Below are 25,218 nucleotides of genomic sequence, written 5' to 3' on the forward strand. Positions count from 1 at the left end.
GGTGAACCCCGGGGATGGCAAACGAAGGCCGCCAGCATAACCGGAATACTCTAACGCCAAAAGGGGAGGTGCGTTACTCGTGGCTGAGAATTTGACACAGGAACTGCCGGGTCCGCTCGTTGCGCGGGGCGGTGAAGAACTCTTCCGGCGGAGCCTCTTCGACAATCTCGCCCTTGTCCATGAACACCACCTGATCGGCCACCTTGCGGGCAAAGCCCATTTCGTGGGTAACGCAGATCATGGTCATGCCCTCGGCGGCCAGCTCGGTCATCACGTCCAGCACTTCCTTGACCATTTCCGGGTCAAGGGCCGAGGTCGGTTCGTCGAACAGCATCACCTTTGGCTTCATGCACAGGGCGCGGGCGATGGCGGCGCGCTGTTGCTGGCCGCCGGACAGTTGCGGCGGGTACTTGTGGGCCTGATCGGGGATATGGACGCGCTCCAGCAGCGACAGGGCGAGGGCTTCGGCGTCTTTTTTGCCCATCTTGCGCGCCCACGTCGGGGCAAGGGTGCAGTTTTCCAGAATGGTCAGGTGCGGGAACAGGTTGAACTGCTGAAACACCATCCCGACATCGCGGCGGATCAATTCCAGATCGCGGGCGTGGTCGCTGACTTCGATGCCTTCGACCAGCACCCGGCCCTGATCGTGGCTGACCAGTCGGTTGATGCAGCGGATCAGCGTCGATTTCCCCGACCCCGACGGCCCGCACAGCACCACCTTGTCCCCCTGCCGCACCGACAGCGACACATTGCGCAGGACGTGATGGGAGCCAAAGTGTTTATGGACGCCTTCGAGGCGGAGCATTTCGGGCTTGTCGGCGGCAAGGGGCGCAGTGCTCATGGTCGGGGCAGAGTCCTGAAGGGGCAAAATAAAGATTTCAATGTCGGCCCTGCGGAAAGCGGGCTTCGATACGGGCCTGAATGGCTTCAAAGACGATCGACAGCAGCCAGTACAGGACCGCCGCCGTCAGCAGCATTTCCATGTAGCGGTAGCTGGAGCGGCCATAGCTCTGGGCGAGGAACATGATTTCCCACAGGCCGACCATCGACACCAGCGACGAGTCCTTCAGCATCGAAATGAACTGTGCCCCCAGCGGCGGCACGATCAGCTTCAGGGCCTGCGGCAGGATCACCTTGTACATCACCAGCCAGCGCGGCAGCCCCAGCGCGGCGGCGGCTTCGCGCTGGCCGTTGGGGACTGCCTGAATCCCGGCGCGGAAAATTTCACTGATATAGGCGCCATAGCACAGCGACAGGGCGATGATGCCGGCTGGAACCGCCCCCGGCACCGGTCCCAACTGCGGCAGGCCGAGGTAAATCAGCATCAACTGCACCAGCAGCGGCGTGCCGCGAAAGAACGAGGTGTAAAAGGTGGCCAGACCATAGGCCAGCGGGTTGCCCGACAACCGCCCCAGTGCCGCCAGAAAGCCCAGAATGGTCGAAAACACCATCGCGGCCAGACACAGGAACAGGGTCAGCGGCAAGCCCTGTATGAAGCCATTGGGGGTCAGATGCAGGCCGAGCAGGAACGGCAGTTTTTCTGCAATCAGCGACAGTTTCAGGTCAAAGCTGGCCACAAAGGCAGCAAAACACGCCGCCAGCAGCATCCAGACCAGAAAGACTTTACCTTTGAAAGACACCCGTTTGCCTCTGTGCCTGAAGGGGGGAATGACCGGTAGGCAGGAATGCCGACTCCCGCCGCAGCAGGGCCGCGGCGGGAGTCGTGTAGCAAACAATCCGGCAGAAGAACAGTGCTTCGCTTACTTGGCGATGATGTCGGCACCGATCCACTTCATGGAAATCTTGCTCAGGGTGCCATCCTTGCGCATGTCGTCGATCACGCTGGCAACCTTGGCCTTCCATTCCGGGTCGCCCTTGTCAACCGCAATGGCGTTCGGGTCGGCGAACAGGTTGGCGTCCACAACGCGGAACTTGTCCGGGGTCTGGGTGATGCGCGGCTGAATGGTGATCAGGTTGCCGACGATGCCGTCCAGACGCTTGCCGCCCCCAAGGGCGAGGTCCTGAAAGGCCAGGTCTTCGCTGGCGAACGGGGTGACGGTGACCGCCTCGAACGGGTACTTGACCACGCTGCCGTCTTCGGGGTGCATCGCCTTGTTGAGGTATTCCTCATAGGGGGTGCCGCTCTGGGCGCCGACCTTCTTGCCGTTCAGGTCCTTCATGCTGGTGGTGGTCTTGTCGTCGGCACTGACCACCAGCGCACCGGGGGTGTTGTAATAGATGGTCACGAAGTCGAGGACTTCGCCGCGCTGCTTGCTGGGGGTCATCGAGCAGATGCAGATGTCCCAACGGCCTTTCCAGTTGCCAGCGGTGATCACTTCCCACGCCGGGGTTTCGATCTTCAGGGTCACGCCCAGACGCTTGGCGACTTCCTTGGCGACCTCGGCATCAAAGCCGTCCATTTCGTTCTTGTCGTTCAGGAACGAGAACGGCGGATAGCTCTGGTCCATCACCTGCACCATGGTGCCGGTCTTGGTGACGCGGTCGAGCGTCGGGCCAGCGTTGGCGGCCGAGCCAAAAGCAACGGTCATCAGCACCGCCGCAGCAGCACCCAGTTTCCACTTCAGAGCCATCAGGTATCCCCTTCGCGTGATCGCGCAAGCACAGAGTATTGACGAAAAAAGGCGATGATCTTGCCAGTGATCCCGCACTGTTTATAATCATAAACAGCGTGTGGCAAAATTTTTGTCACTATATCAGGGAGAAAAAGTGTGATCAAGATTCGGGTCCTCGACGGCGGCATGGGGCGTGAGCTGAAACGGATCGGCGCGCCGTTCCGTCAGCCGGAATGGTCGGCGCTGGCGTTGATGGAGGCTCCGCAGACGGTCGCGCAGGCACACCAGAACTTCGTCGATGCCGGGGCGTCGATCATCACCACCAACAGCTATGCGGTGGTGCCGTTCCACATCGGGCAGGATCGTTTTGACGCTGAAGGACTGGCGCTGGCGGGCGTGGCGGGGGAACAGGCGCGCAAGGTGGCGGCTGGTGCTGGCCGTCCGGTGACGGTGGCTGGCTCGCTGCCCCCTGCCATGGGCTCCTATCGCCCGGACCTGTTTTCGGCGGCGGAATCGATTGCCATCCACCGGGTGCTGATTGCCGGTCTGGCGCCGCACGTCGATGTCTGGCTGGCCGAAACCCAAAGCTCGATTGCCGAAGTCGAAGCCGCCCGGGCGGCACTGGGCGATGATCCGCGCCCGCTGTGGCTGTCGTTTACCCTTGATGACGAGCCGGACAACGGCCCGGCCCTGCGCTCGGGCGAAAGCGTCACCGAGGCGGTGCGGGCCGCTGTCCGTCTGGGGGCGCAGGCGGTGCTGTTCAATTGCAGCCAGCCGGAAGTGATGGCCGATGCGCTGGCCGCCGCAACCGCCGTGCAGCAGGAAACCGGCCATGCGCTGGAGCTGGGCGTCTATGCCAACGCTTTCCCGCCGACGCCCAAGGACGCCAAGGCCAACGAAACCCTCGACGAACTGCGCCCGGACCTGACGCCGGAAAACTATGCCCGCTGGGCCGAACAGTGGGCTGAACGTGGCGCGACCATCATCGGTGGCTGCTGTGGCATTACGCCCGAGCACATCGCCGCCATCGCCGCGCGCACCGAAGCCTGATCCGTAGGAGAAACAGTGAAGGCTCTGAGCCTGCGTCAGAGCACGGTACACAAAAAAACAGAAAACAGGATCATGGAGCGCTGCTCCACACCTCGCCGGGGCCTTGAGGCCCCGGACCCCGTTCTTTTTATAATCAAGGACAGTGGGCCAAGCTGGGGTTCCCCACAAGGAGATGGCCGCCCTGCTGGGTGTTTCGATTGGAACGTTGAGGTCCTGGGAACAGCGCAGGACTGAGGCCTGATGATCCGGGGAAGGCTCTCATCAGCCTGATTTATCGGCATCCCTAAGAGATATGCACCTGCCTGTCGGTCGCCTGATTCCTTGTGTCGTCCATCCCTCTTTGCCTCTTGGGAAAGGAAGCGCTCTCATGGCGCGTACTGGCGGTAGCAGCGGAAAGGGTCGTTTTAAGGATTTACACCTGTCGAATTTTAAGGGAAGGTTTTTGTGCATCTTCTCTAATGTAAAAGGATTGATCATGATTACGGTAAAAAAAGTATATGAATATCATTACGATGGAGGAAAATCTTATGTAAAAGACATTGCCGATGGGAGGGTTTGGGAAATTGATCCCGAATGTATAGACTTAATTAAAAGGGAGTTAAAATTACAATCAAATGGGAATGTAAGGTTCACATCTTTCGACAGGATAATTAACTTGGATGATGTAATACGGAGTATTCCTGAGTATTTTGTATAAAAAATATGTATGTACGCCCTCCTATAATTCCATCCCCTACCCCGGCTCGGACCCTTTCTGCTGCCCAGCAACCTTACCAGCCCTGCTAGAGCAGCGTGCGTTAAACCAGATGCCACAGTACACGACAGTTGGTGGAGAATGGCGGACTGCCGTCCGCACCTGCCCGGGGTGCGATGCCCCTGGGCCCCATTTTTTCTTTCAATATCAAATTAATGGGGTCTGGGGCCTCCCGGCCCCAGCGAGGTGTGGAGCAGCGCTCCACGTCCTTACTTCCCAACTGTCGTGTACTGTGACCAGATGCACGCATGCTTCTTTAACCTTTTGTGCTGTCGCATTGTTTTTGCGAAAACCGGCTCACACTTTTCGCACGCTGCTCTAGATATCCTTGTCGTGTCTTGTGGTTTCACAGTCAAGGCTCACGGCTCTCGCTGTTCACTCATGAGACAGTTATTGCCTTTTCCCGGCTGCTGGGGCATACCCTCCGGCCTTTCGCCCTTGCGGGCGGGGCCGTCAGGGAGAAAAGGCAGATGTTCGTCGGGATTGACTTTGGAACCACCAACAGCGCCATCGCCCTGCTGGCCGCAGGACAGGATGATGCCCACATCGTGCCGATGCCACCGATGCCGGGCGGCGATGGCGAGGCGGCCAGCACTCTGCGCTCGCTGCTGGCCTTTGACGGCAAGCACCGCGACGACCGCAAGCAGGTGGTGCCGCTGGTCGGGCAGGAGGCCATCGCCGCCTATCTGGAAGACGACACCGACTGCCGCCTGCTGCAATCGTTCAAAAGCTATCTGACCAGCCGCCTGTTCACCGGCGCCTCGCTGTTCAACGTTACCTACAGTCTGGAGGACCTGATTGCCCTGATGGTGACGCGGCTGCGCACCATGGCCGAAGCACAAGGGGCAGGCGAGGTGCGGCGGGTGGTGGCCGGGCGGCCGGTGCGTTTTGTGGCCGAAGACGGCGCCAGCGAAGAAGACTATGCGGTCAGCCGCCTGCGCGATGCCTTTGCCCGCGCCGGGGTTGACGAACTGGAACTGGAATATGAACCGATTGCCGCCGCCTATTACTACGAGCGCGGCCTGAGCCACGACGAAACCGTGCTGGTGGCCGACTTTGGCGGCGGGACCAGCGATTTCTGTCTGATGCGGCTGGGGCCGGGGCGTGACCGCAGCCGCCCGCGCGATGCCATTCTCGGCACCGGCGGGGTGGGCAACGCCGGTGATGCGCTCGACCGGCGCATCGTTGACAACGGGTTGGCCGAAGCCTTTGGCAAGGGAATCACCTACCGCAGCGACGGCAAGGAGTTGCCGGTGCCGTCATGGCTGTTCGGCAAGTTCTCGCGCTGGCACCACATCAGCTTTTTGAACACCGCCCCGACCCGCCGGATGTTGCGCGATATCCAGCGCCACACCGACGACCCGGAGCCGATTGAAAACCTGTTGGCGTTGATCGAGGAAAATCTGGGCTATCACCTGTTCCGCTCTGTCGAGCGGGTGAAGGTCGGGCTGTCGCGGCAGGACAGCGCCGAGTTCCTGTTTGATCACGGACCGATCTCGCTGCGCCAGACCATCCGGCGCGCCGACTTTGAACGCTGGATTGCGCCCGAACTGGAAGAAATCGAAGGCTGCCTTGACCGCCTGCTGGCTGACACCGGCGTGCGGCCCGAGCAGGTGGACCGGGTGTTCATGACCGGCGGCACCTCGCTGGTGCCCGCCGTGCGCGGAATCTTCGCGCGCCGCTTTGGCGAAGCCCGTCTCAGCAGCGGTGGCGAGTTCGTATCCGTTGCCACCGGGCTGGCCTATCGGGCGCGCGAAGTGTTTGGTGGGTAGAGTCTTAATGCACCTGCGGTTCGTGCTTCTGGCCATGGCCGGAGAGATGCCACAGCGTCCTGAGCGAGCGGCCCGCCTGATGCAGGATATCGGCAAAGGCTTGTGCCCGTAACAGGTGGGCCTGCTGCTCCAGCAGACTGAGGTCAGGCGGGATGGTAGGGGCGGAAGAGGCAGAAAGATCAACGGTTGCCATCGGCAGTCTCCTCGAGCATGAGCGTTTTCACACTGAGCGAACTGGATCTTTACGACAGGGTCGGCGGACTGGGCGTCCGATGCGAGCCTGTATGCCCATTATATGGGCGAGGCTATATAATGGGCAATATATTTTTTCGCAGTGCAGCATGGAGGGGAGCTATGCGTCCCGCTGGTCGTGGCTTTTTACGAAAAACTAGCCTGTGACTGGCGGATACTCTAAGAAGAACCCCTGCATCGGCCCATCGGGGCTGAACCCACAAACGACAGGACAGGAATCAGCAGCATGGCTCACAAGCGGGCTCAGGACATGTGGCGCGTGCGTTTTCAGGCGCCACCCGAAGCGATCGAGGCTTTTGAAACGGCTCTGGACCCGCTGGTCGATGCCTTCCTGTGCTTTGAAATCGAAGGCAGCCTTGACTGGCAGGTCGATGCCTACAGCGAGCAAAAGCCCGATCTGCCGGCAATTCATGCTGCCGTAGCGCTGGCGGCGCAGGTGGCCGGGCTGGCGACGACTCCTGAAATGGAAATCGAGCATCAGGCGGCGCGTAACTGGCTGGCCGAAAACCTGATTGCCTTCCCGCCGATTCGGGCTGGCCGCTTCTATGTCCATGGCTCGCACATCACCGAGCGCCCGCCGCATGGCTCGCTGCCGCTGCTGATTGATGCCGCCACCGCCTTTGGCTCGGGCGAGCACCAGAGCACCTACGGCTGTCTGCTGGCCCTGAGTGACCTCGCCAAGCAGAATGCGCCGGTGCAGATCGGCCATGGCCGGGCGCTGGACATGGGCTGTGGCTCGGGGATTCTGGCGCTGGCAATGGCCCGGCAGTGGAAAATTCCGGTGGTTGCCACCGACATTGACGAGGAAAGCGTCCGCGTCACCGCCTATAACGCCAGGCTGAACGGCCTTGATGCCTACCTGACCGCCTTCCCCGGCGACGGCTTTACCAGCCGCAAGGTGAAGGTTGGCGCCCCCTATGATGTGATTTGCGCCAACATTCTGGCCCGGCCGCTGTGCTCGATGGCCCAGCCGCTGACCGCCAGCCTTGCTCCGGGCGGGCGGGTGATTCTCGCCGGCCTGCTGCAACGGCAGGAAGCGATGGTGCTGGCCGCCTATCGCGCACAGGGTCTGCGTCTGGTGCGCCGTTACCAGTTGGCGCCGTGGGTGACGCTGGTTCTGGGGTAAGATCTGATGACGACGGTCAACCGGGGGCTTTCCATCCCGGTTGACCGTCGTCAGAAAATAAAAAAACGCGAGACAGCCAGTGATGGCGGCCTCGCGTTTTTTTTGTGCTCGCCTGTTGGGCAGACGGCAATCAGCTTGGGGGAGCTGATTAAATGTTAGGCAGCGCGACGGGTCTGAGCGGCGGCGATCACCGGGGCGTCAGCCTGAGCGTTGGTGTTGGCGGCGCGGTAAGCAGCGCGCACCGCCGGCATGTCTTCGCGGGTGTCGTGGTAGACGCCCTTGCGCAGGGCGACGACATCGGCGCGGGTCAGGCCCAGATCGGCCAGTTCACGCGGGCCCATGGCGTCCAGTTCGGCCATTTCCTGGCGGTAACGGAGCCATGCCTGGAAACGGGCGGCCATACGGGCGATCAGCGAGGTGGTAGCGAGGTCAACGGTGCGGCTCATGGCCAGAATCCTTCAGTGTATCGAGTGTGCGCTGTCACAAAGCGCTGCCGCAGGCCATATGCCTGAAGCACATCGAGAGAGATGAACGGGGATGACGAGGATCGGGGGCGCGGTATTTACCGCAGTGCGGCCAGCCAATCAGCTTCGTCGGGGTTATAGGGCCACATGGGGCTTTTGATCCTGTGTTCGACATTCGGCCTGGTTGCATTTTGCAATGGGCCGTTGCGTATGCCCAGAATGTAGGCGAACTGCCTCTTTTCGTGCAGTGTCTGTTTTGCAGTGCAGTTCTGCCTTGCCTGCATGGCGTTCGCAACTGGGTTACACTTCTATTGCAGGATGCCGAGTTCGCGCTCTTGCGCCTGTTCGTCTGCCCTCATACCTTGGACACCTATACGGCTTTGGACAGGATGTGAACGACCATGGCGCAGGCAAATACGGTGGAACAGGCCCAACGGCTGGCAGCGGTGCGGCAGGATCTGGCCGCACGCGGGCTGTACGGCTTTGTGGTTCCACGGGCGGACGAGCATCAGGGGGAATATGTGCCCCCCCATGCCGAGCGTCTGGCCTGGTTGACCGGCTTTACCGGCTCGGCGGGGCTGGCCATCGTGACGGCAGACCGGGCGGCGGTGTTTGTGGATGGCCGCTATACCTTGCAGGTGACGGTCGAGGTCGATGGTGATCTGTATGAACACCGTCACCTCAGCGATACCCCGCCTGCCGAGTGGCTGGCGCAGGCGGCCAGCGCAGCCCGCCAGCCGGATGGCGGGCCGGTGCGGATCGGCTTTGATCCCTGGCTGCATACTCCTGACGGCATTGCCCGTCTGCGCGATGCCTGCGCCAAGGTCGGGGCCGAGGTGGTGGCGATTGACGGTGAAAACCCGATTGACCGGGCATGGCAGGACCGCCCGGCGGCGCCGTCCAGCCCGGTGATGCGCCATCCGCTGGAGTTCGCCGGAGAAAGCGCCGAGGCCAAACGCCAGCGCATCGCCCTGTCCCTGCGCGACGACGGGCTGGAGGCGGCGGTGCTGACCGCGCCGGAAAGCCTCGCCTGGCTGCTGAACCTGCGCGGCAGTGACGTGCCCTTTACCCCGCTGGTGCTGGGCTTTGCCATCCTGCACGCCGATGCCACGCTGACGCTGTTCCTTGATCCGGCCAAGGAGGTCGATGGCCTGCGTGACTATCTGGGGCAGGCGGTGACGGTGCTGCCGCCCGCCGCGCTGGCCGGGGCGCTGGCCGAACTGTCGGGCAAGCGGGTGCGGCTGGATCAGGCCTCGTGCGCGGTGTGGATCGCCGAACGCCTGACCGCTGCCGGGGCAACGGTGGCACTGGGGGCCGATCCCTGTGCTTTGCCGCGCGCCTGCAAAAACGCCACCGAACTGAGCGGGATCAAGGCCGCCCATCAGCGTGACGGGGTGGCGCTGTGCCGCTTCCTCGCCTGGCTGGATGCCGAGGCCGCGAGCGGAACCATCACCGAACTGGCCGCCGCCGACCATCTGGAAGCCCTGCGGCGCGAAGGGGCCTATTTCCGCGATCTCAGCTTTCCGTCGATTGTCGGCTCGGGGCCGCATGGGGCGATTGTCCATTACCGCGCCGATGCCGACAGTGACCGCCTGTTGGGGCAGGGTGAGCTGTTTCTGGTCGATAGCGGCGCGCAGTACCTGGATGGTACCACCGATGTCACCCGTACCCTCGCCATCGGCACCCCGACCGCCGAGATGATCCGGCGCTATACGCAGGTGCTGAAGGGGCATGTGGCGCTGTCGCAGGCCCGGTTCCCGCAGGGGACCACCGGCAGCCAGCTTGATGTGCTGGCCCGGCAATATCTGTGGGCTGACGGGGTTGACTATGACCACGGCACCGGCCACGGCGTCGGGGCCTATCTGTCGGTCCACGAAGGTCCGCAGCGGATTTCCAAGGTGCCATCGACCATCGCCCTGAAGGCGGGCATGGTGCTGTCCAACGAGCCGGGCTATTACAAGCCGGGAGCGTTCGGCATCCGCATTGAAAACCTGATTGCCGTCACCGCCATGGAACCGCCGCCGTCCGGGGCCGAACGTCCGATGATGTTCTTTGAAACCCTGACGCTGGCCCCCTATGACCGCCGCCTGATTGATCCCAGCCTGTTGCGCGCCGATGAACGCGACTGGATCAACGCCTATCACCGGCGGGTGCATCAGCAGATCGTTCCGGCGCTGGCCGGGCGCGATGCCCTGTGGCTGGACTGGGCCTGCGCGCCGCTGTGAGGCTGTGCGGGACACGAAAAACCCCGGCAGGAGGAGCCTCCTTGCCGGGGTTTTCTTTTGTTTGATACTGTGATCGTTACGCCTGTCCGGCGGCCTTGCGCAGACCGCTGACAGTGGCCGACGGTGACAGGATATCGGGGTCAACGCGCAGTTCGATCAGGGCCAGCCCGTCGCAGGCCAGCGCACGGGCAAAGGCCGCCGGGAAGTCTTCGGTGCGCTCGACCACTTCGCCGTGACCGCCAAAGGCCCGCGCCAGCGCGGCGAAGTCGGTGGTCTGGCCCATGGTGGTGCCGCTGACCCGCCCCGGATAGCGCCGTTCCTGATGCATGCGGATGGTGCCATAGATGCCGTTGTTGACCACGATTTCGATCATCTTCGCGCCATACTGCACGGCGGTGGCCAGTTCCTGCACGGTCATCATCAGGCAGCCGTCCCCGGAAAAGGCAATCGACAGCTTTTCCGGCTGGGTGATGGCGGCGGCGACGGCGGCCGGCGGGCCAAAGCCCATCGCGCCATTGGTCGGGGCCAGTTGGGTGCCAAGCTGGCGATAGCGGAAATAGCGGTGGACCCAGATGGCATAGTTGCCCGCGCCGTTGCAGATCACCGTATCGGCGGGGATGTTGTCGCGCACATGGCGGACGACGGCGGCCATGTCCAGCGCTGCCGTGCTGCCTGCCGGGGTGGTGAAGGCAAGGAAGCGGTCATGGGCGGCGGCCACGCGCGGATCGGTGCCACGGCGCACGCTGCCCAGCCCGGCCAGCGCGGCGGCGGCCGAGACCATATCAGCGGCAATCGGCAGGTCGGGCTGATAGACGCTGCCCAGCTCTTCCGGGTCGGCGTGGATGTGGATCAGGGTCTGCGGCAGGGCGGGCGGGACCAGCAGTTCATAGCTGCTGGTGGTCATTTCGCCCAGCCGGGCACCGACCACCAGCAACAGGTCGCTGCTGGTCAGGGTTTCGCCCAGCACCGGGTCGATGCCGATGCCGACGTGACCGGCATAATGCGGATGCTCGTTGTCGAACAGGTCCTGACAGCGGAACGAGACGCCCACCGGCAGGCTGTTGGCTTCGGCAAACTGGCGGATGTGGTCGCAGGCTTCGGCGGTCCAGCCCGAGCCGCCGATCAGCAGGAACGGACGCTCGGCGCGGGACAGGCGCTCGCCCAGTTCGGCAAGGGCGTCTGGCGTCGGGGCCGAGCGGGCCGGGCGGGCCTTCGGCAACGCAATGGCTTTCACCGCTTCACGCAGCATGTCTTCCGGCAGGGCCAGCACCACCGGACCCGGACGGCCCGAAATGGCGGTGTGGAACGCCCGGCTGACGTATTCGGCCACCCGGCTGGGGTCGTCGATCTGTGCCACCCACTTGGCCATCTGGCCGTACATCCGGCGATAGTCGATTTCCTGGAACGCTTCGCGGTCGGCCTGATCGCGCGCCACCTGTCCGATGAACAGGATCATCGGCAGCGAGTCCTGAAAGGCGACATGCACCCCGGACGAGGCATTGGTGGCCCCCGGTCCGCGCGTCACCATGCAGATGCCCGGCTGGCCGGTCAGGCGGCCATGGGCGGCGGCCATCATCGACGCGCCGCCTTCCTGACGGCAGTTGACGAACTGGATGTCGGTATCGTGCAGGGCGTCCAGCACCGAAAGATAGCTTTCGCCCGGCACGCCGAACACCGTGTCAACGCCATTGGCAATCAGTCCATCGACCAGCACCTGAGCGGCAGTGCGCGGGGTCGCAGTGGGGGTGCTCATTCCTGTCGTGCTCCGTTCTTGTGTGGGCAAAAGTTAGCTCAGGGCCGCAACGGCGCGGCTGATGCGGGCCAGCGCATCGCGCAGCTCGGCCATCGAGGTGGCATAGGAAATGCGGAAGTAGGGGGCCAGGCCAAAGGCCGAGCCAGGCACCACCGCCACTCCGACCGCCGCCAGCAGATAGTTGCAGAACTCGCGGTCGTCGGTGATCACTGCCCCGTCAGGAGTGGTCTTGCCGATCACGCCGGCGCAGTTGGCAAAGGTGTAAAAGGCCCCCTCGGGCGTCTGGCAGGTCAGGCCGGGAATGGCATTCAGGCCACTGACCACCATGTCGCGCCGTTCCTGGAACGAGCGGCAACGTTCGGCCAGTACGCTCTGGTCACCGGTCAGGGCTTCGAGGGCGGCGGCCTGACTGATCGACGACGGGCACGAGGTGGTCTGGCTCTGCACCACCGCCATCGCCTTGATCAGCGCCGCCGGGCCACCGGCATAGCCGATGCGCCAGCCGGTCATCGCATAGGCCTTGGAGACGCCATTGACGGTCAGGGTGCGCGACTTCAGCGCCGGTTCGACCTGCGCTGGCGAGGCAAAGGTCATGCCGTCGTACAGAATGTGTTCGTACATGTCATCGGCCATGATCCACACCTGCGGATGACGCAGCAGCACATCCAGCACCGGGCGGTACTGTTCGGCGCTGTAGGCCGCCCCCGATGGATTCGACGGCGAGTTCAGGATGATCCAGCGGGTTTTGGCGGTGATCGCCTTTTCCAGATCCTGCGGGTCGAGACGGAAGCCGTTTTCTTCCCGGCACGGCACCAGCACCGGCACACCGCCCAGAATCTGCACGATGTCGAGGTAGCTGACCCAGTAGGGGGTGGGGATGATCACTTCGTCGCCGGGATCGAGGGTTGCCATCAGGGCATTGAACAGCACCTGCTTGGCACCGGTCGACACGGTGATTTCATTGGTTTCATAGGTCAGGCCGTTGTCGCGCTGGAACTTGGCAGCGATGGCAGCCTTCAGGGCCGGGGTGCCGTCGAGCGCGGTGTATTTGGTGTCGCCCCGGCGCATCGCCTGCGCGGCGGCGGCCTTGATCGGCTCGGGGGTGTCAAAGTCCGGCTCGCCAGCCCCCAGAATGATGATGTTGCCGCCCTGACGTTTCATTTCGGCGGCGCGGGCACCGATCTGCAAAATCTCGGAGACTCCCAGCGCGCCGACACGGACCGACGGACGGAACTCGCTGGGGGAGGGGGAGGTAGGGTGCGCCATCACGAGCCTCTTGGTTGGAAAACACGGCAAAGCGGCACTCCGAGGGGCGGATGTGCCTGCCATTGGTGTGTTCTGTGGGTTTACCGTGTTCTGGCCCATGATTAAAATCGACATTTGCGCAACAGATCATTCCTGCAAAGAATGACTCGTTGCGCGAGACTCATTCCTCAACGGAATGATCAGCTCGCGCCTGATCAACAATCCACTGACTGAACAGGTGTAAGGGCGGATAGGATGCCCGCTCGGACGGGGTGGCGAGGTAGTACGCGCCATCACTGACCATTTCCCCCGGATATGGCGCCACCAGAGCGCCGCGTTGCAGATGCTCCTGAATGAAAATGGTCGGGATCAGGGCAACGCCCAGACTGGCCATCGCGGCTTGGGTCAGGGTGTAAAACTGGTCAAACAGCATGCCGTGGACCGCCACGTCATCAATGCCCTGATGGGCCAGCCAGCGTTCCCAGGCATCGGGGCGGGTGGTCAGGTGCAGCAAGGGCACCTGCAGGAAATCCGAGGGCTGCCTGATTTCGTGTGCCCGCAACAGGGCCGGGCTACAGACCGGAATGATGCTTTCCTTCATCAGAAAGGTCAGCTCGGCCCCCGGCCAGTAGGCCGGGCCATGGTGAATGGCGGCATCGACCGAATCGAGGCGGAAATCAAAGCTGGAATAGCGGCTGACGCAGTTGATCTGGATGCCGGGGTGCTTTTCCAGAAAATCCCCCAGTCTCGGGGTCAGCCATAAGGCGCCAAAGGTCGGCAGGACGGCGAGGTTGAGCGTTCCGCCATGGGGGTTGGCACGGATGTTCAGCGAGGCGGTCGAGATCCGCCGCAGGACTTCGCTGATCTCGCGTGCGTAGGATTCTCCCGCCGCCGTCAGGCGGATGGTCTGCCGTTCCCGAATGAACAGGTCAACGCCGATCTGCCGCTCCAGGGCCTGAATCTGGCGGCTGACGGCGCTTTGGGTCAGGTTCAGGTCGCGGGCGGCGGTGGTGACGCTGCCGGTGCGGGCGGCGGCCTCAAAGGCGGTCAACAGGGACAGCGATGGCAGGAAGCGGCGCGGGATGGTCATGGATCATTCCATTTCAGAATGAATTGTTGATGAAAAGTTGTTATTAGGCATTGTCGCATCAATGTAAAGATTAATAACAGGGCATGAAAACAATGTGCTCACTTTTAAATCAAACGGGAGGCTCAACAGGATTGCCGCGCATCAATCCTGTGAGCAAGAAAAGCAGACAAAAAACAGCAATCACCGACAATTGTCCGGTGTTGTCCTGCTTCTGCCGCTTTTTCTTTTAGAACGTCACACAGGGGAATCGTCATGTTTGCAGTTTTTCCTAAGTTTGCGTCACGAGTTCTTGCCGCTGCCGCCATTCTGGCTGGCCTGAGCGCCTCGCCTGCTCTGGCCGAAGGCGGCGAAAGCTTTTGGCAAGGGGTTCAGAAGTCCGGGCAATTGCGCTGTGGTGCTGCCGTTTACGCGCCGTTCGTGATGCGCGATCCGACCACCGGGGCCTATAGCGGCTTTTTTGCCGACCTGTGCCGCCAGTACGCTGACGTGCTGAAGGTCAAGGCGGTGTTCGTCGATACCACCTGGGACAACATCGTTGCCGGTTTGCAGGCGGGAAAATGGGATATGTCGCTGGCACTGAACCGCACGCCGGAACGGGCGCTGGCGGTCAGCTTCTCGATCCCGGCAGTGCAGTACGAAGTCACGCTGGCCTACAACAAGAACAACCCCAAGGTTGGCGCCGCGCCGAAGTCGATGGCTGATGTTGACAAGGCCGGGATGACGGTGGCGGTCACCTCGGGGACGGTGCAGGACAAGGCGGTCTCTGCCGTGCTGAAACAGGCTCAGGTGCTGCGCCTGCCGTCCGAAGACGAAGCCCGTCTGGCGGTGCTGTCCAAGCGGGCCGACCTGCTGGCCGGTGGTTCGGATGCCAACCAGTTGTTCCTGCAATCCCATGCCGACACCATCACCACCTTTGCCCCGCAACCGGCGCTGATGAAGCAGGGGGTGGCCTTTGGCTTCCCGCATCAGTTGGCCTACACCGACATCGAAGCCTTCAACATCTTCCTCGAGCAGAAAGTCGCCACCGGGGAAATCAACGCGATGTTTGAAAAGTCGGTCGATGAAGTCCTGAAGGGCATTCACTGAGTTTCCTGACCACCGGGGGCCTGCAACCGCATGGTCCCCTCTTCTTGTGGTGAGGAACGCGCTGTTGGCGTGAGAAGTCAGGATAGTGATGATGAGCACAAACACCTCTGCGCCCCTGGTCAGCATTCGCGGTCTGCACAAGGCCTATAGCCCGACGGTGCAGGTGATCAAGGGCATTGATCTGGATATGCATGCCGGTGACCGGCTGGTGGTGATCGGTCCCAGCGGCGGCGGCAAAAGCACGTTGTTGCGGGTGCTGATGGGGCTGGAGACCATTGACAAGGGCTCCATCGCCTTTGACGGCCAGCCCTATATTCAGGCCGATGAGGCCCGTGGCAAGACCAGTATCGACACCAAAGTGCGCAATTCGATCGGGATGGTGTTCCAGAACTACACCCTGTTCCCGCATCTGACCATTGTGGAAAACCTGATCCTGGCCCCGTGCAAAAGCCGGGGAGAAAAGGAATCGGTTGCCAAGGACCGGGCGCTGACCTTCCTGACCCGCTTTGGTCTGCGCGACAAGGCCACCGTCTATCCGTCGCAACTGTCAGGCGGGCAGAAACAGCGGGTGGCGATTGCGCGCGCCTTGATGCTCGACCCCAAGCTGATGCTGTTTGACGAGGTTACCTCGGCGCTGGACCCGGAACTGGTGGCCGAAGTCGAACAGGTGATCCAGCAACTGGCGCTGCAAAACCTGTCGATGATGATTGTGACCCATGACATGTGGTTTGCCAAAAACATCGCCTCGCGTGTGCTGTTCTGCGCCGGGGGTACCATCGTCGAGGATGGCCCGCCCGAACAGGTGATGGGCGCACCGCGTGAAGAACGCACCCGCGAGTTCCTCAGCCGGGTTTTCCACATCGGGGCGTAAAGGATAAGGCCATGACCTATACCTTTGACTTCATGGCCGTCCGTCACGGGCTGGGCGTGCTGTTTGACGGGTTGCTGGTGACGTTGGAACTGACGGTGGCGGCCAATGTGATCGGGCTGACCTTTGGCTTCGGGCTGGCCCTGCTGGTGATGCACCGCTGGGCGGTGCTGCGCTGGCCTGCGTCGCTGTTTGTTGAATTCTTTCGCTGTACGCCCGCGATCATCCAGATTGTCTGGTTCTTTTACTGCGTCCCGATGCTGTTTGATGTCTATCTGGACGCGATGACCATGGGGATTCTGGCGCTGGCCTGCAACCTGACCGCCTTTAATGCCGAAGCCTATCGGGCGGCGATTCAGGCGGTGCCCAGGGATTACCGCGATGCCGGGATTGCGCTGGGCCTGAACGGCTGGCAGCGCATCCGCTATATCGTTCTGCCGACTGCCTTTCGGGCGGCGCTGCCGGTGCTGGTCAGCAACGGCATCGGCATTTTCCAGCAGACGGCGCTGGTGGCGATCGTTGCCTTGCAGGACCTGATGTACATGGGCAAGTCGCTGGCGACGGAAAGCTATCGTCCGATCGAGACCTTTACGGTGGTGGCGCTGATTTACTTTGCGGTGTCGTTCCCGGTCTCGCAACTGGCGAGCTGGTTTGAACATCGGCGGGACCGGCTGGCGCGCTGACGAGAGGAGAGGCGGGAATGGACTACAACTTTGCTTTCGTGTTGCGCTATCAGGACGCCCTGCTGGTCGGCCTGAAAATGACCGTGCTGGTGTCGCTGGCCTCGATTGCCATCGGCTGCCTGTGGGGCTTTGTGCTGGGGATGGCGCGCGGGTCTTCGCTGCGCTGGGCGCGGGCGCTGGCGACGGTCTACATCGAGTTCTTTCGCGGCACGCCGGTGATCGTGCAACTGTTCTGGGTGTTCTTTTGCCTGCCGCTGCTGCTGGGGATCGAGCTGTCGAACATGGCTTCGGGGATTGTTGCCCTCAGCCTGTACATGGGGGCGATCAGCGCCGAAAGTTTCCGCGCGGCGTTGAAGACCATCAGCCCCGACCAGCATAACGCCTGTGTGGCGCTGGGCCTGTCGCGCTATGCCGAAATCCGCTATGTGCTGATGCCGCAGGCGATTTTGCGCGCTATTCCGACCCTGCTGTCGAACTGCGTCAGCCTGTTCAAGGAAAGCGCGCTGGTGTCGGCGGTGGGGATGGCCGACCTGATGTTCGTCGGCCAGAACATTTCCAACGCCACCGCCCGCCCGGTCGAAGTGCTGACGGTGGTGGCGCTGATCTACTTCGTGATTGCCTTCCCGTTGACCCGGGGCGTCACGGTGCTGGAACGCAAGGTGCTGAAGGGATTGGCTGTATAAAGATCATGGAGTGCCGCTCCAAACCTCGCCGGGGCTTTTCACAGGACATGGCAGTCCTCGCAGGGAGATGGGCTACCGCCCATACCTGTTCGGGGGCCAATGCCCCCGATCCCCCATTTTTCTTTAAAAATCAAACTAATGGGGTCTGGGGCCGACTGGCCCCAGCGAGGTTTGGAGCAGCGCTCCATGATCCTGTTTTCTGTTTGTCGTATACCGTGATCCGACGCACTGCTGTAACGAAAACCGCGCGGGAGGCATGACCCTTCCGCGCGGTTTTCAGCAGGCAAAACGCGGTGGCAGGGTTAGCCGCACTGGGCACGGTGGCGCAGCAGGTGATCGGCCAATGTCACGGCCATCATCGCTTCGGCCACCGGCACCGCCCGGATGCCGACGCAAGGGTCGTGACGGCCCTTGGTCCGCACATCGACCATCTTGCCGTGGATATCGACGCTGCGGCGCGGGGTCAGGATCGACGAGGTCGGCTTGACCGCCATGCGGGCGATGATCGGCTGGCCGCTGGAAATCCCGCCCAGAATGCCGCCAGCATGGTTCGACAGGAAACGCAGGTTGCCCTGCTCGTCGATCTCCATTTCGTCGGCGTTCTGCTCGCCGGTCAGGGTGGCGGCGTCAAAGCCATCGCCGATTTCCACCCCCTTGACGGCGTTGATCGACATCAGGGCCTTGGCGATATCGGCATCCAGCTTGTCGTAAACCGGTGCCCCCAGCCCGAGCGGGACGTTTTCAGCCACCACTTCGACCACCCCGCCAATCGACGAGCCATCCTTGCGGATGGCGTTCAGGCGGTCTTCCCAGCGCGCAACGCTGGTGGCGTCGGGGCAGAAGAACGGGTTGGCGTTGACCTGATCCCAATCCCACGCCGCCCGGTCGATGGCCAGATCGCCCAGTTGGGTCATGGCGGCGCGAATCACCACCCCGCCCGGCACCAGTGCATTGAGAACGGCACGGGCGACGCCACCGGCGGCCACCCGCATCGCCGTTTCACGCGCCGACGACCGCCCACCGCCGCGATAGTCGCGGATGCCGTATTTGCCCCAATAGGTGACATCGGCGTGGCCGGGACGGAACTGCTCGGCAATCTCGCCATAGTCCTTGGACCGCTGATCGGTGTTTTCGATCAGCAGGCCAATCGGCGTGCCGGTGGTTTTGCCCTCGAACACCCCGGACAGGATTTTCACCTGATCGGCTTCCTGCCGCTGGGTGGTGTGGCGGGACTGCCCCGGACGGCGCTTGTCCAGCCATGGTTGCAGGTCGGCTTCGCTTAACGGAATGCGCGGCGGCACGCCATCGACCACGCAGCCGATGGCCGGACCATGGCTTTCGCCAAACGTCGTGAAGCGGAACAGCGTCCCGAAACCATTACCGGACACGATGGCTTAGTCCTTCTTGTACTGGAGCAGCAGCTCGGCCAGTGGCACCGCGTTGTCGGTGGCCAGCATGCCGACGACATGATAGCCCGAATCGACGTGGTGGACTTCGCCGGTCACGCCCCTGGACAGGTCCGACAGCAGGTACAGGCCGGAACTGCCGACGTCTTCGATGGTGACGTTGCGGTGCAGCGGCGAGTTCAGCTCGTTCCACTTCAGGATGACGCGGAAGTCACCGATCCCCGAGGCGGCCAGGGTCTTGATCGGACCGGCGGAGATGGCGTTGACGCGGATTCCGTCGGGGCCGAGATCGGCTGCCATGTAGCGGACGCTGGCTTCCAGCGCGGCCTTGGCAACACCCATCACGTTGTAATGCGGCATCACCTGTTCGGCACCGTAATAGGACAGGGTCAGCAGCGAACCGCCTTCCTTCATCAACGGGGCGCTGCGGCGGGCCACGTCGGTGAACGAGAACACCGAGATATCCATCGAATTGAGGAAATTCTCACGGCTGGTGTTGACGTATTTGCCCTTCAGCTCTTCCTTGTCGGAATAGGCGATGGCATGGACAACGAAGTCCAGCTCGCCCCAGGTGTCGCTGATGGTCTGGAACAGCGCATCCATGCTGTCCGGGCTGGTGACGTCGCACTCGGCGACAATCGGTGCAGAGACGGTGTCGGCCAGGGGGCGGACACGGCGCTCCAGGGCTTCCCCCTGATAGGTGAAGGCCAGTTCGGCACCATGGTCGGCGCAGGCTTTGGCAATGCCCCAGGCGATTGAGCGGTCGTTGGCGACGCCCATGATGAGGCCTTTTTTCCCCGCCATGAGTTTGGTGGACGCGGTCATGTAATCCCTCGGCTCCGATTTTTGTTCGGTTTGGGGTAGAAAACGCGGCATCCTACACCAGATGCCTTAATGGTCAAAGAGATGGTCGCTGACACAGTGAAAGAGATGAAGAATGCCGCTGCTCTCCCAGCTCCGCAAGTGGGCGAACAGGAATACCAACCCCGCGACACAAACAGATCGGCCCGGGCTGGCTGATGAAACGGCCATCGCTCCGGTCCTGAGCGTCTGGCGTGACATCGCCGTGCATATAGGGCGGCGGTTGGTGGCTGACAATATCCCCGGTGTGGCGGCGTCGCTCAGCTATACCTCGTTGCTGGCGCTGGTTCCCTTGCTGAGCGTCAGTCTGGCGATGCTGACCGCTTTCCCGGCTTTCAGCGGGGCAAAGTCGCTGGTGCAGGACTTCATTTTTCAGGGTCTCCTGCCGACGGCCTCGCCTGCGGTTCAGCAGACGCTGACCTCGTTCATTTCCGCCACCGGCAAGCTGACCGCCGTCGGGGTGACCGGGCTGGCGGTGACGGCGGTGCTGCTGCTGACCACCATCGAAAAGGCCTTCAACACCATCTTTCGTGCCTCGCGCGGGCGCAGTTGGGGGAACCGGCTGCTGGTCTACTGGACTGTGCTGACGCTGGGGCCGTTGTTGATGGGGGCGGCGTCGGCCATTGGCGGCAATCTGGCCTCGGCGACCAGTGACGCCGGGGTGCAGGCGGGCAAGCTGTTGGGGCTGGGCAATACCCGTGGGCTGTGGAACGACGTGTTGGCCGGAGTCTCGGACTTCCTGCCGCCGCTGCTGATTGCCGCCTGCTTTACCATTCTGTACTGGGCGGTGCCGTCGCGGCGGATTCCCACCCGTGATGCGCTGATCGGGGCGTTGCTGGCAACGGTGGCCTTTGGCCTGTTGCGGCTGGCGTTCCTGCAGTTCTTTTCCAAGGGTGGCTCGTATCAGACCATTTACGGGGCGCTGGCGACGGTGCCGTTGCTGCTGTTGTGGATGTATCTGACCTGGCTGGTGGTGCTGACCGGGGCGGTGGTGGCGGCCTTGCTGCCTGACCTGCGCGATTTGTGGAACGAGCGGCGGCGCGGTAAGGTCCATCTTTCCGGCATGTTCGAGCGGCAGCCGCTGTTGCTGGCGGTCGGGGCGTTGCTGGCGCTGGAAGAGGCGGTTCCGCAGGGCCTGAGCGGGGCGGCACTCACCGCCCGCCTGCTGTCGGATGGTCAGGATGACCTGCTGGAAGACATGGACAGCCTGTTGCACCGCCTGCGCACGGCTGATCTGGTGGTCTGTGATGATCGTGGCATCTGGCACCGCACGCTGGGCGGCGACCGCTGTACGGTGGGGCAGGTGGTGCGGGCATTGGGCTATGGCCTGCCGTCCGAAGTCACCAGCGGGGAGGCCGTTCAGCGCGCCGCAAGCGAGCCATGGCAGGGGGCGCTGCTCGATACCCTGCAGGCGGCGCAGGGTGTCTTTGGTCAACAGTTGGAGGTGCCGCTGTCGGCGCTGTCCGCAGGGGGAATGCAGTCCCGAGGCTAACCAAACAACTCCCCCTGCCGGGCAAAGCTGCGCCGGTGGTGGGGGCTGGGGCCGTGGGTGGCGATGGCGGCGCGGTGTTCGGCGGTGCCATAGCCCATGTTGCGCTGCCAGCCATAGGCCGGAAACTGGCGGTCCAGAGCGAGCATCTCGCGGTCGCGGGTCACTTTGGCCAGAATCGAGGCGGCGGCAATCGACAGCGACAGGCTGTCGCCCTTGATCACGCACTGCGTCGGGCAGGGGAACTCACGCGGGGCCTGATTGCCGTCGATCAGGGCCAGCGAACAGCTCCACCCCGCCTGCTGGTGCAGGGCCAGAACGGCGCGTTCCATCGCCAGATGGCTGGCGCGCAGGATGTTCAGGCGGTCGATTTCCTCCACCGAGGCACTGGCGATGCCATAGCGCACCGCTTCGCCGCTGCCCAGCAGCAGGTCAAACAGGGTATCGCGCTTGCGCGCCGACAGCTTTTTCGAGTCATTGAGGCCGGTCAGCAAAGCCTCGGGCAGCCGTTGCGGGTCCAGCCACACCGCTGCCGCCGCCACACTGCCCGCCAGCGGGCCGCGCCCGGCTTCGTCAACGCCACACACCGGCCCCGGATGGGCGCGTTCAAAGGTGAAATCAGGCATCGGGGGTTCCTTGATCGGGGGGAGGCAACTGTTTGGGCGTGCTGGGGGTGGCGGCCAACTGGGTGCGCGCGGCCTTCAGGCGTTGATAGCGCCGCCGCAGCGGGCCGGGGATCGGGATCAGCGGCCCAAGATGCTGGCGCAGGAACCGCCAGCCCTTGTGCGCCGCCCGCGCTTCGCCGCCGTAAACCCCGACCAGCACGTCTTTCAGGGTGATGAAGGTGTCGTGGTGGGCGGCCAGTCGGCGCATGGTCAGCAGCCACAGCGGGCTGATGGTCAGCGACAGCACCGTCACCGCCACCACCAGCTGGGCCTGCGGCTTGCCCAACAGCCCCTTGGCCACCCCGGCGCCGGACAGCAGGAACGAGAATTCCCCGATCTGGGCCAGTGCCACCCCGGCGATGAAGGCTTCGGTCCACGGAATCCGTTGCAGGCGCAGGGCGCCGATGTTCAGCAGGGTCTTGAAGATGGTCACCACCGACAGCAGCAACAGCACCGTCCCGATGTTGTCCCACAGGAATTTCAGGTCCAGCAGCAGGCCGACCGACAGGAAAAACACCATCAGCAGCACCGCCTGAATCGACAGCGCGTGATGGGTGATGTCGTGGCCGTGTTTCGAGTTGCCGATGATCAGCCCGATCAGGAACGCGCCATAGCCGGGCGACAGACCGGCCAGACCGGCCAGCGCCGCCGCCCCAAAGCAGTAGGCAAAGGCCGACAGCGGGCCAAGGTCGGCATTCCCGGCGATCAGCGAGGCATAGGGCACGCGGATTTCGCGTTTCAGCAGGAACAGCACCAGCCCGACCAGCAACACCACCGACCCGACCACCTTGATGCCTTCGACCGGCGACAGGCCGGTTTTGGTCAGGGCGTCGAGCGACAGCATCATCGGCACCACCGCCATGTCCTGGGCAATCAGCACCCCGACAGTAACCCGGCCCGCCGGGCGGTCGAGTTCGCCGATCTGCTGCAACAGCTTGATCACCACCGCCGTTGACGACAGCGCCACCGCATAGCCCAGCAGCACCGACATGCCAAAGCTCCACTTCAGCAGGTACTGCCCGGTCAGCATCAGACCGACGCTGCCCGCCACCTGTAACAGGGTGGTCACCACCGCCACCCGCCACACCTCGGCAAAGCGTTTGACCGACAGTTCGGTGCCGATCACGAACAGCAGCATGATGATGCCCAGCTCGGCCAGCAGGCTGACCGCCTCGCGGTCGGTGACCAGCCCCAGCACCGATGGCCCCAGCAGGACCCCGGCCAGAATATAGCCAACGATGGCCGGTTGCTTCAGGCGGGCAAACAGCACCCCGCAACTCATCGCTGCCAGAGCGACAATGGCGATGCCGGTAAAGTCGTTATGTCCATCCATGGTGCGCGCACTGTAACGAGAAGGTGGGACCGAAAAGGCGGGGCGAAAAGGCTAATCCCTCAGCAGGTACTCTCTGTGGCGGCGCGAGGCAACCCGGAAAGCGGCCCCGATCGTGCAAAAGAGCCATGCCGTATCGCCATGACAGCCGTCACATCGGGGAGATGCCTTATCAAAGCTAGCCCTATGCCTCAGCTTTTTGCAGTTGTGGCAAAGACCATCGCACACGGATCATGAACGCCAGATAACAATACCAACAGGAGCCGCCTCCATGCCCCCAGTCCCATCCTCCACTCCCCCGAGCCGGTCGTGGGCCGATCAGGGCCTGTATGCGCTGGTGGTCTGCATCTGGGGCTCCAGTTGGGTCGGGTTGCGCTTGCAGGTCGGAACCGACGTGCCAGTACTGGACTCGGTGCTGTACCGCTTTGGCCTGTCGGCGCTGGTGCTGTTCGGCTGGTGCCTGCTGCGCGGGATTCCCCTGCGCCATAACCGCCATCAGCATTATGCGATGGCCGCGCAGGGTATCCTGCTGTTCGCCATCAATTACGTGCTGTTTTACAACTCGGCGCGCTATCTGCCGGGTGGATTGATTGCCATCCTGTTTTCAACGGTGGTGATCATGAATCTGGCGCTGGGGGCGCTGTTCCTCGGCGCACGGCTCGATCTGCGTGTTTGTCTGGGGGCGGCGTTCGGCTTGCTGGGGATTGGGGTGGTGTTTGTCCCCGAGCTGCAAACCCTGTCGCTGGAAAGCGGCACCGCCAAGGGCATCGCCTTTGCCCTGTCCGGCACCGTTTGTGCCGCGCTGGGCATGACCCTGTCGGCCCGCAACCAGCGCCACGGCATCGGGGTGATGGCCACCAATGCCTGGGGCATGGGCTATGCCGGGGTGGCCTTGCTGGTGGCGGTGGTGGTCACTGGCACGCCGCTGCGCTTTGACACCAGCCTGACCTATATCGGCGGCCTGCTGTACCTGTCGCTGATCAGCTCGGTGGTGGCCTTTGCCGCCTATCTGACGCTGGTCGGGCGCATCGGGGTGGCGCGGGCGTCGTACAGCACGGTGCTGTTCCCGATTCTGGCGCTGATCCTGTCCACTTATACCGATGGCTATCACTGGACATGGGAAGCCTTTGCCGGGATCGCGCTGGTGCTGTTCGGCAACGTGCTGGTGCTCTATCGCCCGCGTCCTGTTGCTGCGCCGGTGGTCGAGACTTGCCCGCAGGTGGCCGAGGAACGGGTTTGAAGGAGGGGGACCAACCATGGACAGCTTTGCCCGCCACATCCACCTGATGGCCCGCTACAACGCCTGGGCCAACGAAACCCTGCTCGATGCCATCGCCGCGCTGGAGCCTGCGGCGTGGGCGGCACCGCGCGGGGCGTTCTTTGGTTCGATGATGGGGACGATGAATCACCTGCTGGTCGGTGATCGCGCGTGGTTCAGCCGGATGAGCGGTACGCCCTATCCGTGGTTCACCGGCCTTGACCAGATCCTGCATGCCGACTTTGCCGACTTCCGGCAGGCCCGGCGGCAGATGGATGAGACCATCCTGTCGCTGGTGCCGACCCTGCCGACCGACGGCGACCTGTCCTATGTCAACAGCAAGGGCGTACCGCAGGTGGTGCCGTGGCGGGTGGTGCTGGGGCATGTGTTCAATCATCAGACCCACCACCGGGGGCAGGTTCACACCCTGATCAGTCAGTCGGGCATCGAGCCGCCGCCGCTGGACCTGTTGTATTTCCCGCTTGGCTGGGATGCCTGAGCGATGTGTCCGGCAAGCCATCTGTAACCGGCGTCACTGGCCCGTCGGCGGGCGTTTTGTACCCTCTGGCGTGAACAAATCGCAGG

Annotated in this window: 24 protein-coding genes; 12 read left to right on the forward strand and 12 right to left on the reverse strand. The window is 62.9% G+C overall.

The window, feature by feature from the left end:
* Nucleotides 1-73 precede the first annotated feature (73 nt).
* The 3 genes from BW995_RS17460 to BW995_RS17470 form a co-directional block, all read right to left on the reverse strand.
* Nucleotides 74-841 (reverse strand): amino acid ABC transporter ATP-binding protein, encoded by a 768-nt coding sequence (locus BW995_RS17460; protein ID WP_281251148.1) that lies wholly within the window; start codon nucleotides 839-841, stop codon nucleotides 74-76.
* Between the two features lie 37 nt (nucleotides 842-878).
* A complete protein-coding gene (locus BW995_RS17465) occupies nucleotides 879-1,640 on the reverse strand; it encodes an amino acid ABC transporter permease (protein ID WP_076401710.1) in 762 nt (253 codons plus the stop codon).
* 120 nt (nucleotides 1,641-1,760) lie between these two features.
* Complete coding sequence (locus BW995_RS17470; protein ID WP_076401711.1) at nucleotides 1,761-2,591, reverse strand: transporter substrate-binding domain-containing protein; 831 nt, start codon at nucleotides 2,589-2,591, stop codon at nucleotides 1,761-1,763.
* A 138-nt stretch (nucleotides 2,592-2,729) separates the two neighbouring features.
* On the opposite strand from BW995_RS17470, the gene BW995_RS17475 reads away from it, so the two are divergent.
* The 3 genes from BW995_RS17475 (at nucleotide 2,730) to BW995_RS17480 (ending at nucleotide 6,149) form a co-directional block, all read left to right on the forward strand.
* Nucleotides 2,730-3,623 carry a homocysteine S-methyltransferase family protein gene (locus BW995_RS17475; protein WP_245821521.1) on the forward strand — a complete coding sequence of 298 codons (894 nt, stop codon included), beginning with the start codon at nucleotides 2,730-2,732 and terminating at the stop codon, nucleotides 3,621-3,623.
* Nucleotides 3,624-3,990: 367 nt separating this feature from the next.
* Nucleotides 3,991-4,320, forward strand: coding sequence for a hypothetical protein (locus BW995_RS20640; protein ID WP_139332989.1), 330 nt, complete (start codon nucleotides 3,991-3,993; stop codon nucleotides 4,318-4,320).
* Nucleotides 4,321-4,847: 527 nt separating this feature from the next.
* Nucleotides 4,848-6,149, forward strand: a complete 1,302-nt coding sequence (locus BW995_RS17480; protein WP_076401712.1) for an Hsp70 family protein — start codon at nucleotides 4,848-4,850, stop codon at nucleotides 6,147-6,149.
* Between the two features lie 4 nt (nucleotides 6,150-6,153).
* Here BW995_RS17480 and BW995_RS17485 read toward each other — a convergent pair whose 3' ends face one another.
* Entirely contained in the window at nucleotides 6,154-6,342 is a 189-nt protein-coding gene (locus BW995_RS17485; protein ID WP_076401713.1) for an RSP_7527 family protein, read from the reverse strand.
* A gap of 285 nt (nucleotides 6,343-6,627) precedes the next feature.
* On the opposite strand from BW995_RS17485, the gene BW995_RS17490 reads away from it, so the two are divergent.
* Nucleotides 6,628-7,527, forward strand: a complete 900-nt coding sequence (locus tag BW995_RS17490; protein WP_084194949.1) for a 50S ribosomal protein L11 methyltransferase — start codon at nucleotides 6,628-6,630, stop codon at nucleotides 7,525-7,527.
* A gap of 155 nt (nucleotides 7,528-7,682) precedes the next feature.
* Here BW995_RS17490 and BW995_RS17495 read toward each other — a convergent pair whose 3' ends face one another.
* Nucleotides 7,683-7,973 (reverse strand): DUF1127 domain-containing protein, encoded by a 291-nt coding sequence (locus BW995_RS17495; protein ID WP_076401714.1) that lies wholly within the window; start codon nucleotides 7,971-7,973, stop codon nucleotides 7,683-7,685.
* Between the two features lie 419 nt (nucleotides 7,974-8,392).
* Between BW995_RS17495 and BW995_RS17500 the strand changes: the two genes are divergently transcribed.
* Nucleotides 8,393-10,216 (forward strand): aminopeptidase P family protein, encoded by a 1,824-nt coding sequence (locus BW995_RS17500; RefSeq protein ID WP_076401715.1) that lies wholly within the window; start codon nucleotides 8,393-8,395, stop codon nucleotides 10,214-10,216.
* A gap of 76 nt (nucleotides 10,217-10,292) precedes the next feature.
* On the opposite strand, the gene BW995_RS17505 is transcribed toward BW995_RS17500, so the two are convergent.
* The 3 genes from BW995_RS17505 to BW995_RS17515 all read right to left on the reverse strand — a co-directional run bounded on the left by BW995_RS17505 (nucleotide 10,293) and on the right by BW995_RS17515 (nucleotide 14,304).
* Nucleotides 10,293-11,969, reverse strand: coding sequence for a thiamine pyrophosphate-binding protein (locus BW995_RS17505; protein ID WP_076401716.1), 1,677 nt, complete (start codon nucleotides 11,967-11,969; stop codon nucleotides 10,293-10,295).
* Nucleotides 11,970-12,002: 33 nt separating this feature from the next.
* On the reverse strand, nucleotides 12,003-13,235 hold the full coding sequence (locus BW995_RS17510) for a pyridoxal phosphate-dependent aminotransferase (protein WP_076401717.1): 1,233 nt from the start codon (nucleotides 13,233-13,235) through the stop codon (nucleotides 12,003-12,005).
* Nucleotides 13,236-13,395: 160 nt separating this feature from the next.
* Nucleotides 13,396-14,304: a LysR family transcriptional regulator gene (locus BW995_RS17515; RefSeq protein WP_076401718.1), complete on the reverse strand. Its 909-nt coding sequence runs from the start codon at nucleotides 14,302-14,304 to the stop codon at nucleotides 13,396-13,398.
* A 252-nt stretch (nucleotides 14,305-14,556) separates the two neighbouring features.
* Between BW995_RS17515 and BW995_RS17520 the strand changes: the two genes are divergently transcribed.
* The 4 genes from BW995_RS17520 (at nucleotide 14,557) to BW995_RS17535 (ending at nucleotide 17,624) form a co-directional block, all read left to right on the forward strand.
* Entirely contained in the window at nucleotides 14,557-15,390 is an 834-nt protein-coding gene (locus BW995_RS17520; RefSeq protein ID WP_076401719.1) for a substrate-binding periplasmic protein, read from the forward strand.
* 91 nt (nucleotides 15,391-15,481) lie between these two features.
* A complete protein-coding gene (locus BW995_RS17525) occupies nucleotides 15,482-16,261 on the forward strand; it encodes an amino acid ABC transporter ATP-binding protein (protein ID WP_076401720.1) in 780 nt (259 codons plus the stop codon).
* Between the two features lie 11 nt (nucleotides 16,262-16,272).
* On the forward strand, nucleotides 16,273-16,941 hold the full coding sequence (locus BW995_RS17530; RefSeq protein ID WP_076401721.1) for an amino acid ABC transporter permease: 669 nt from the start codon (nucleotides 16,273-16,275) through the stop codon (nucleotides 16,939-16,941).
* A 17-nt stretch (nucleotides 16,942-16,958) separates the two neighbouring features.
* Nucleotides 16,959-17,624: an amino acid ABC transporter permease gene (locus BW995_RS17535; RefSeq protein WP_076401722.1), complete on the forward strand. Its 666-nt coding sequence runs from the start codon at nucleotides 16,959-16,961 to the stop codon at nucleotides 17,622-17,624.
* A 302-nt stretch (nucleotides 17,625-17,926) separates the two neighbouring features.
* On the opposite strand, the gene aroC is transcribed toward BW995_RS17535, so the two are convergent.
* A complete protein-coding gene (aroC, locus tag BW995_RS17540; protein ID WP_076401723.1) occupies nucleotides 17,927-19,012 on the reverse strand; it encodes a chorismate synthase in 1,086 nt (361 codons plus the stop codon).
* 6 nt (nucleotides 19,013-19,018) lie between these two features.
* Nucleotides 19,019-19,855, reverse strand: coding sequence for an enoyl-ACP reductase FabI (gene fabI / locus BW995_RS17545; protein WP_076401724.1), 837 nt, complete (start codon nucleotides 19,853-19,855; stop codon nucleotides 19,019-19,021).
* 112 nt (nucleotides 19,856-19,967) lie between these two features.
* Here fabI and BW995_RS17550 point away from each other — a divergent pair, with 112 nt between their 5' ends.
* On the forward strand, nucleotides 19,968-21,383 hold the full coding sequence (locus BW995_RS17550; protein WP_076401725.1) for a YihY family inner membrane protein: 1,416 nt from the start codon (nucleotides 19,968-19,970) through the stop codon (nucleotides 21,381-21,383).
* Here the strand turns inward: BW995_RS17550 and BW995_RS17555 are convergent.
* Complete coding sequence (locus tag BW995_RS17555) at nucleotides 21,380-22,006, reverse strand: ribonuclease HII (RefSeq protein WP_076401726.1); 627 nt, start codon at nucleotides 22,004-22,006, stop codon at nucleotides 21,380-21,382. The genes BW995_RS17550 and BW995_RS17555 overlap by 4 nt on opposite strands.
* Nucleotides 21,999-23,378 (reverse strand): cation:proton antiporter, encoded by a 1,380-nt coding sequence (locus tag BW995_RS17560; protein ID WP_076401727.1) that lies wholly within the window; start codon nucleotides 23,376-23,378, stop codon nucleotides 21,999-22,001. The genes BW995_RS17555 and BW995_RS17560 overlap by 8 nt, the downstream gene beginning before the upstream one ends.
* A gap of 268 nt (nucleotides 23,379-23,646) precedes the next feature.
* Here BW995_RS17560 and BW995_RS17565 point away from each other — a divergent pair, with 268 nt between their 5' ends.
* Nucleotides 23,647-24,615, forward strand: a complete 969-nt coding sequence (locus BW995_RS17565) for a DMT family transporter (protein ID WP_076401728.1) — start codon at nucleotides 23,647-23,649, stop codon at nucleotides 24,613-24,615.
* Between the two features lie 16 nt (nucleotides 24,616-24,631).
* Nucleotides 24,632-25,132 carry a DinB family protein gene (locus BW995_RS17570; protein ID WP_076401729.1) on the forward strand — a complete coding sequence of 167 codons (501 nt, stop codon included), beginning with the start codon at nucleotides 24,632-24,634 and terminating at the stop codon, nucleotides 25,130-25,132.
* Nucleotides 25,133-25,218: the final 86 nt, after the last annotated feature.

Source organism: Insolitispirillum peregrinum, from assembly GCF_900156605.1.
Taxonomy (GTDB): domain Bacteria; phylum Pseudomonadota; class Alphaproteobacteria; order Rhodospirillales; family Rhodospirillaceae; genus Insolitispirillum; species Insolitispirillum peregrinum.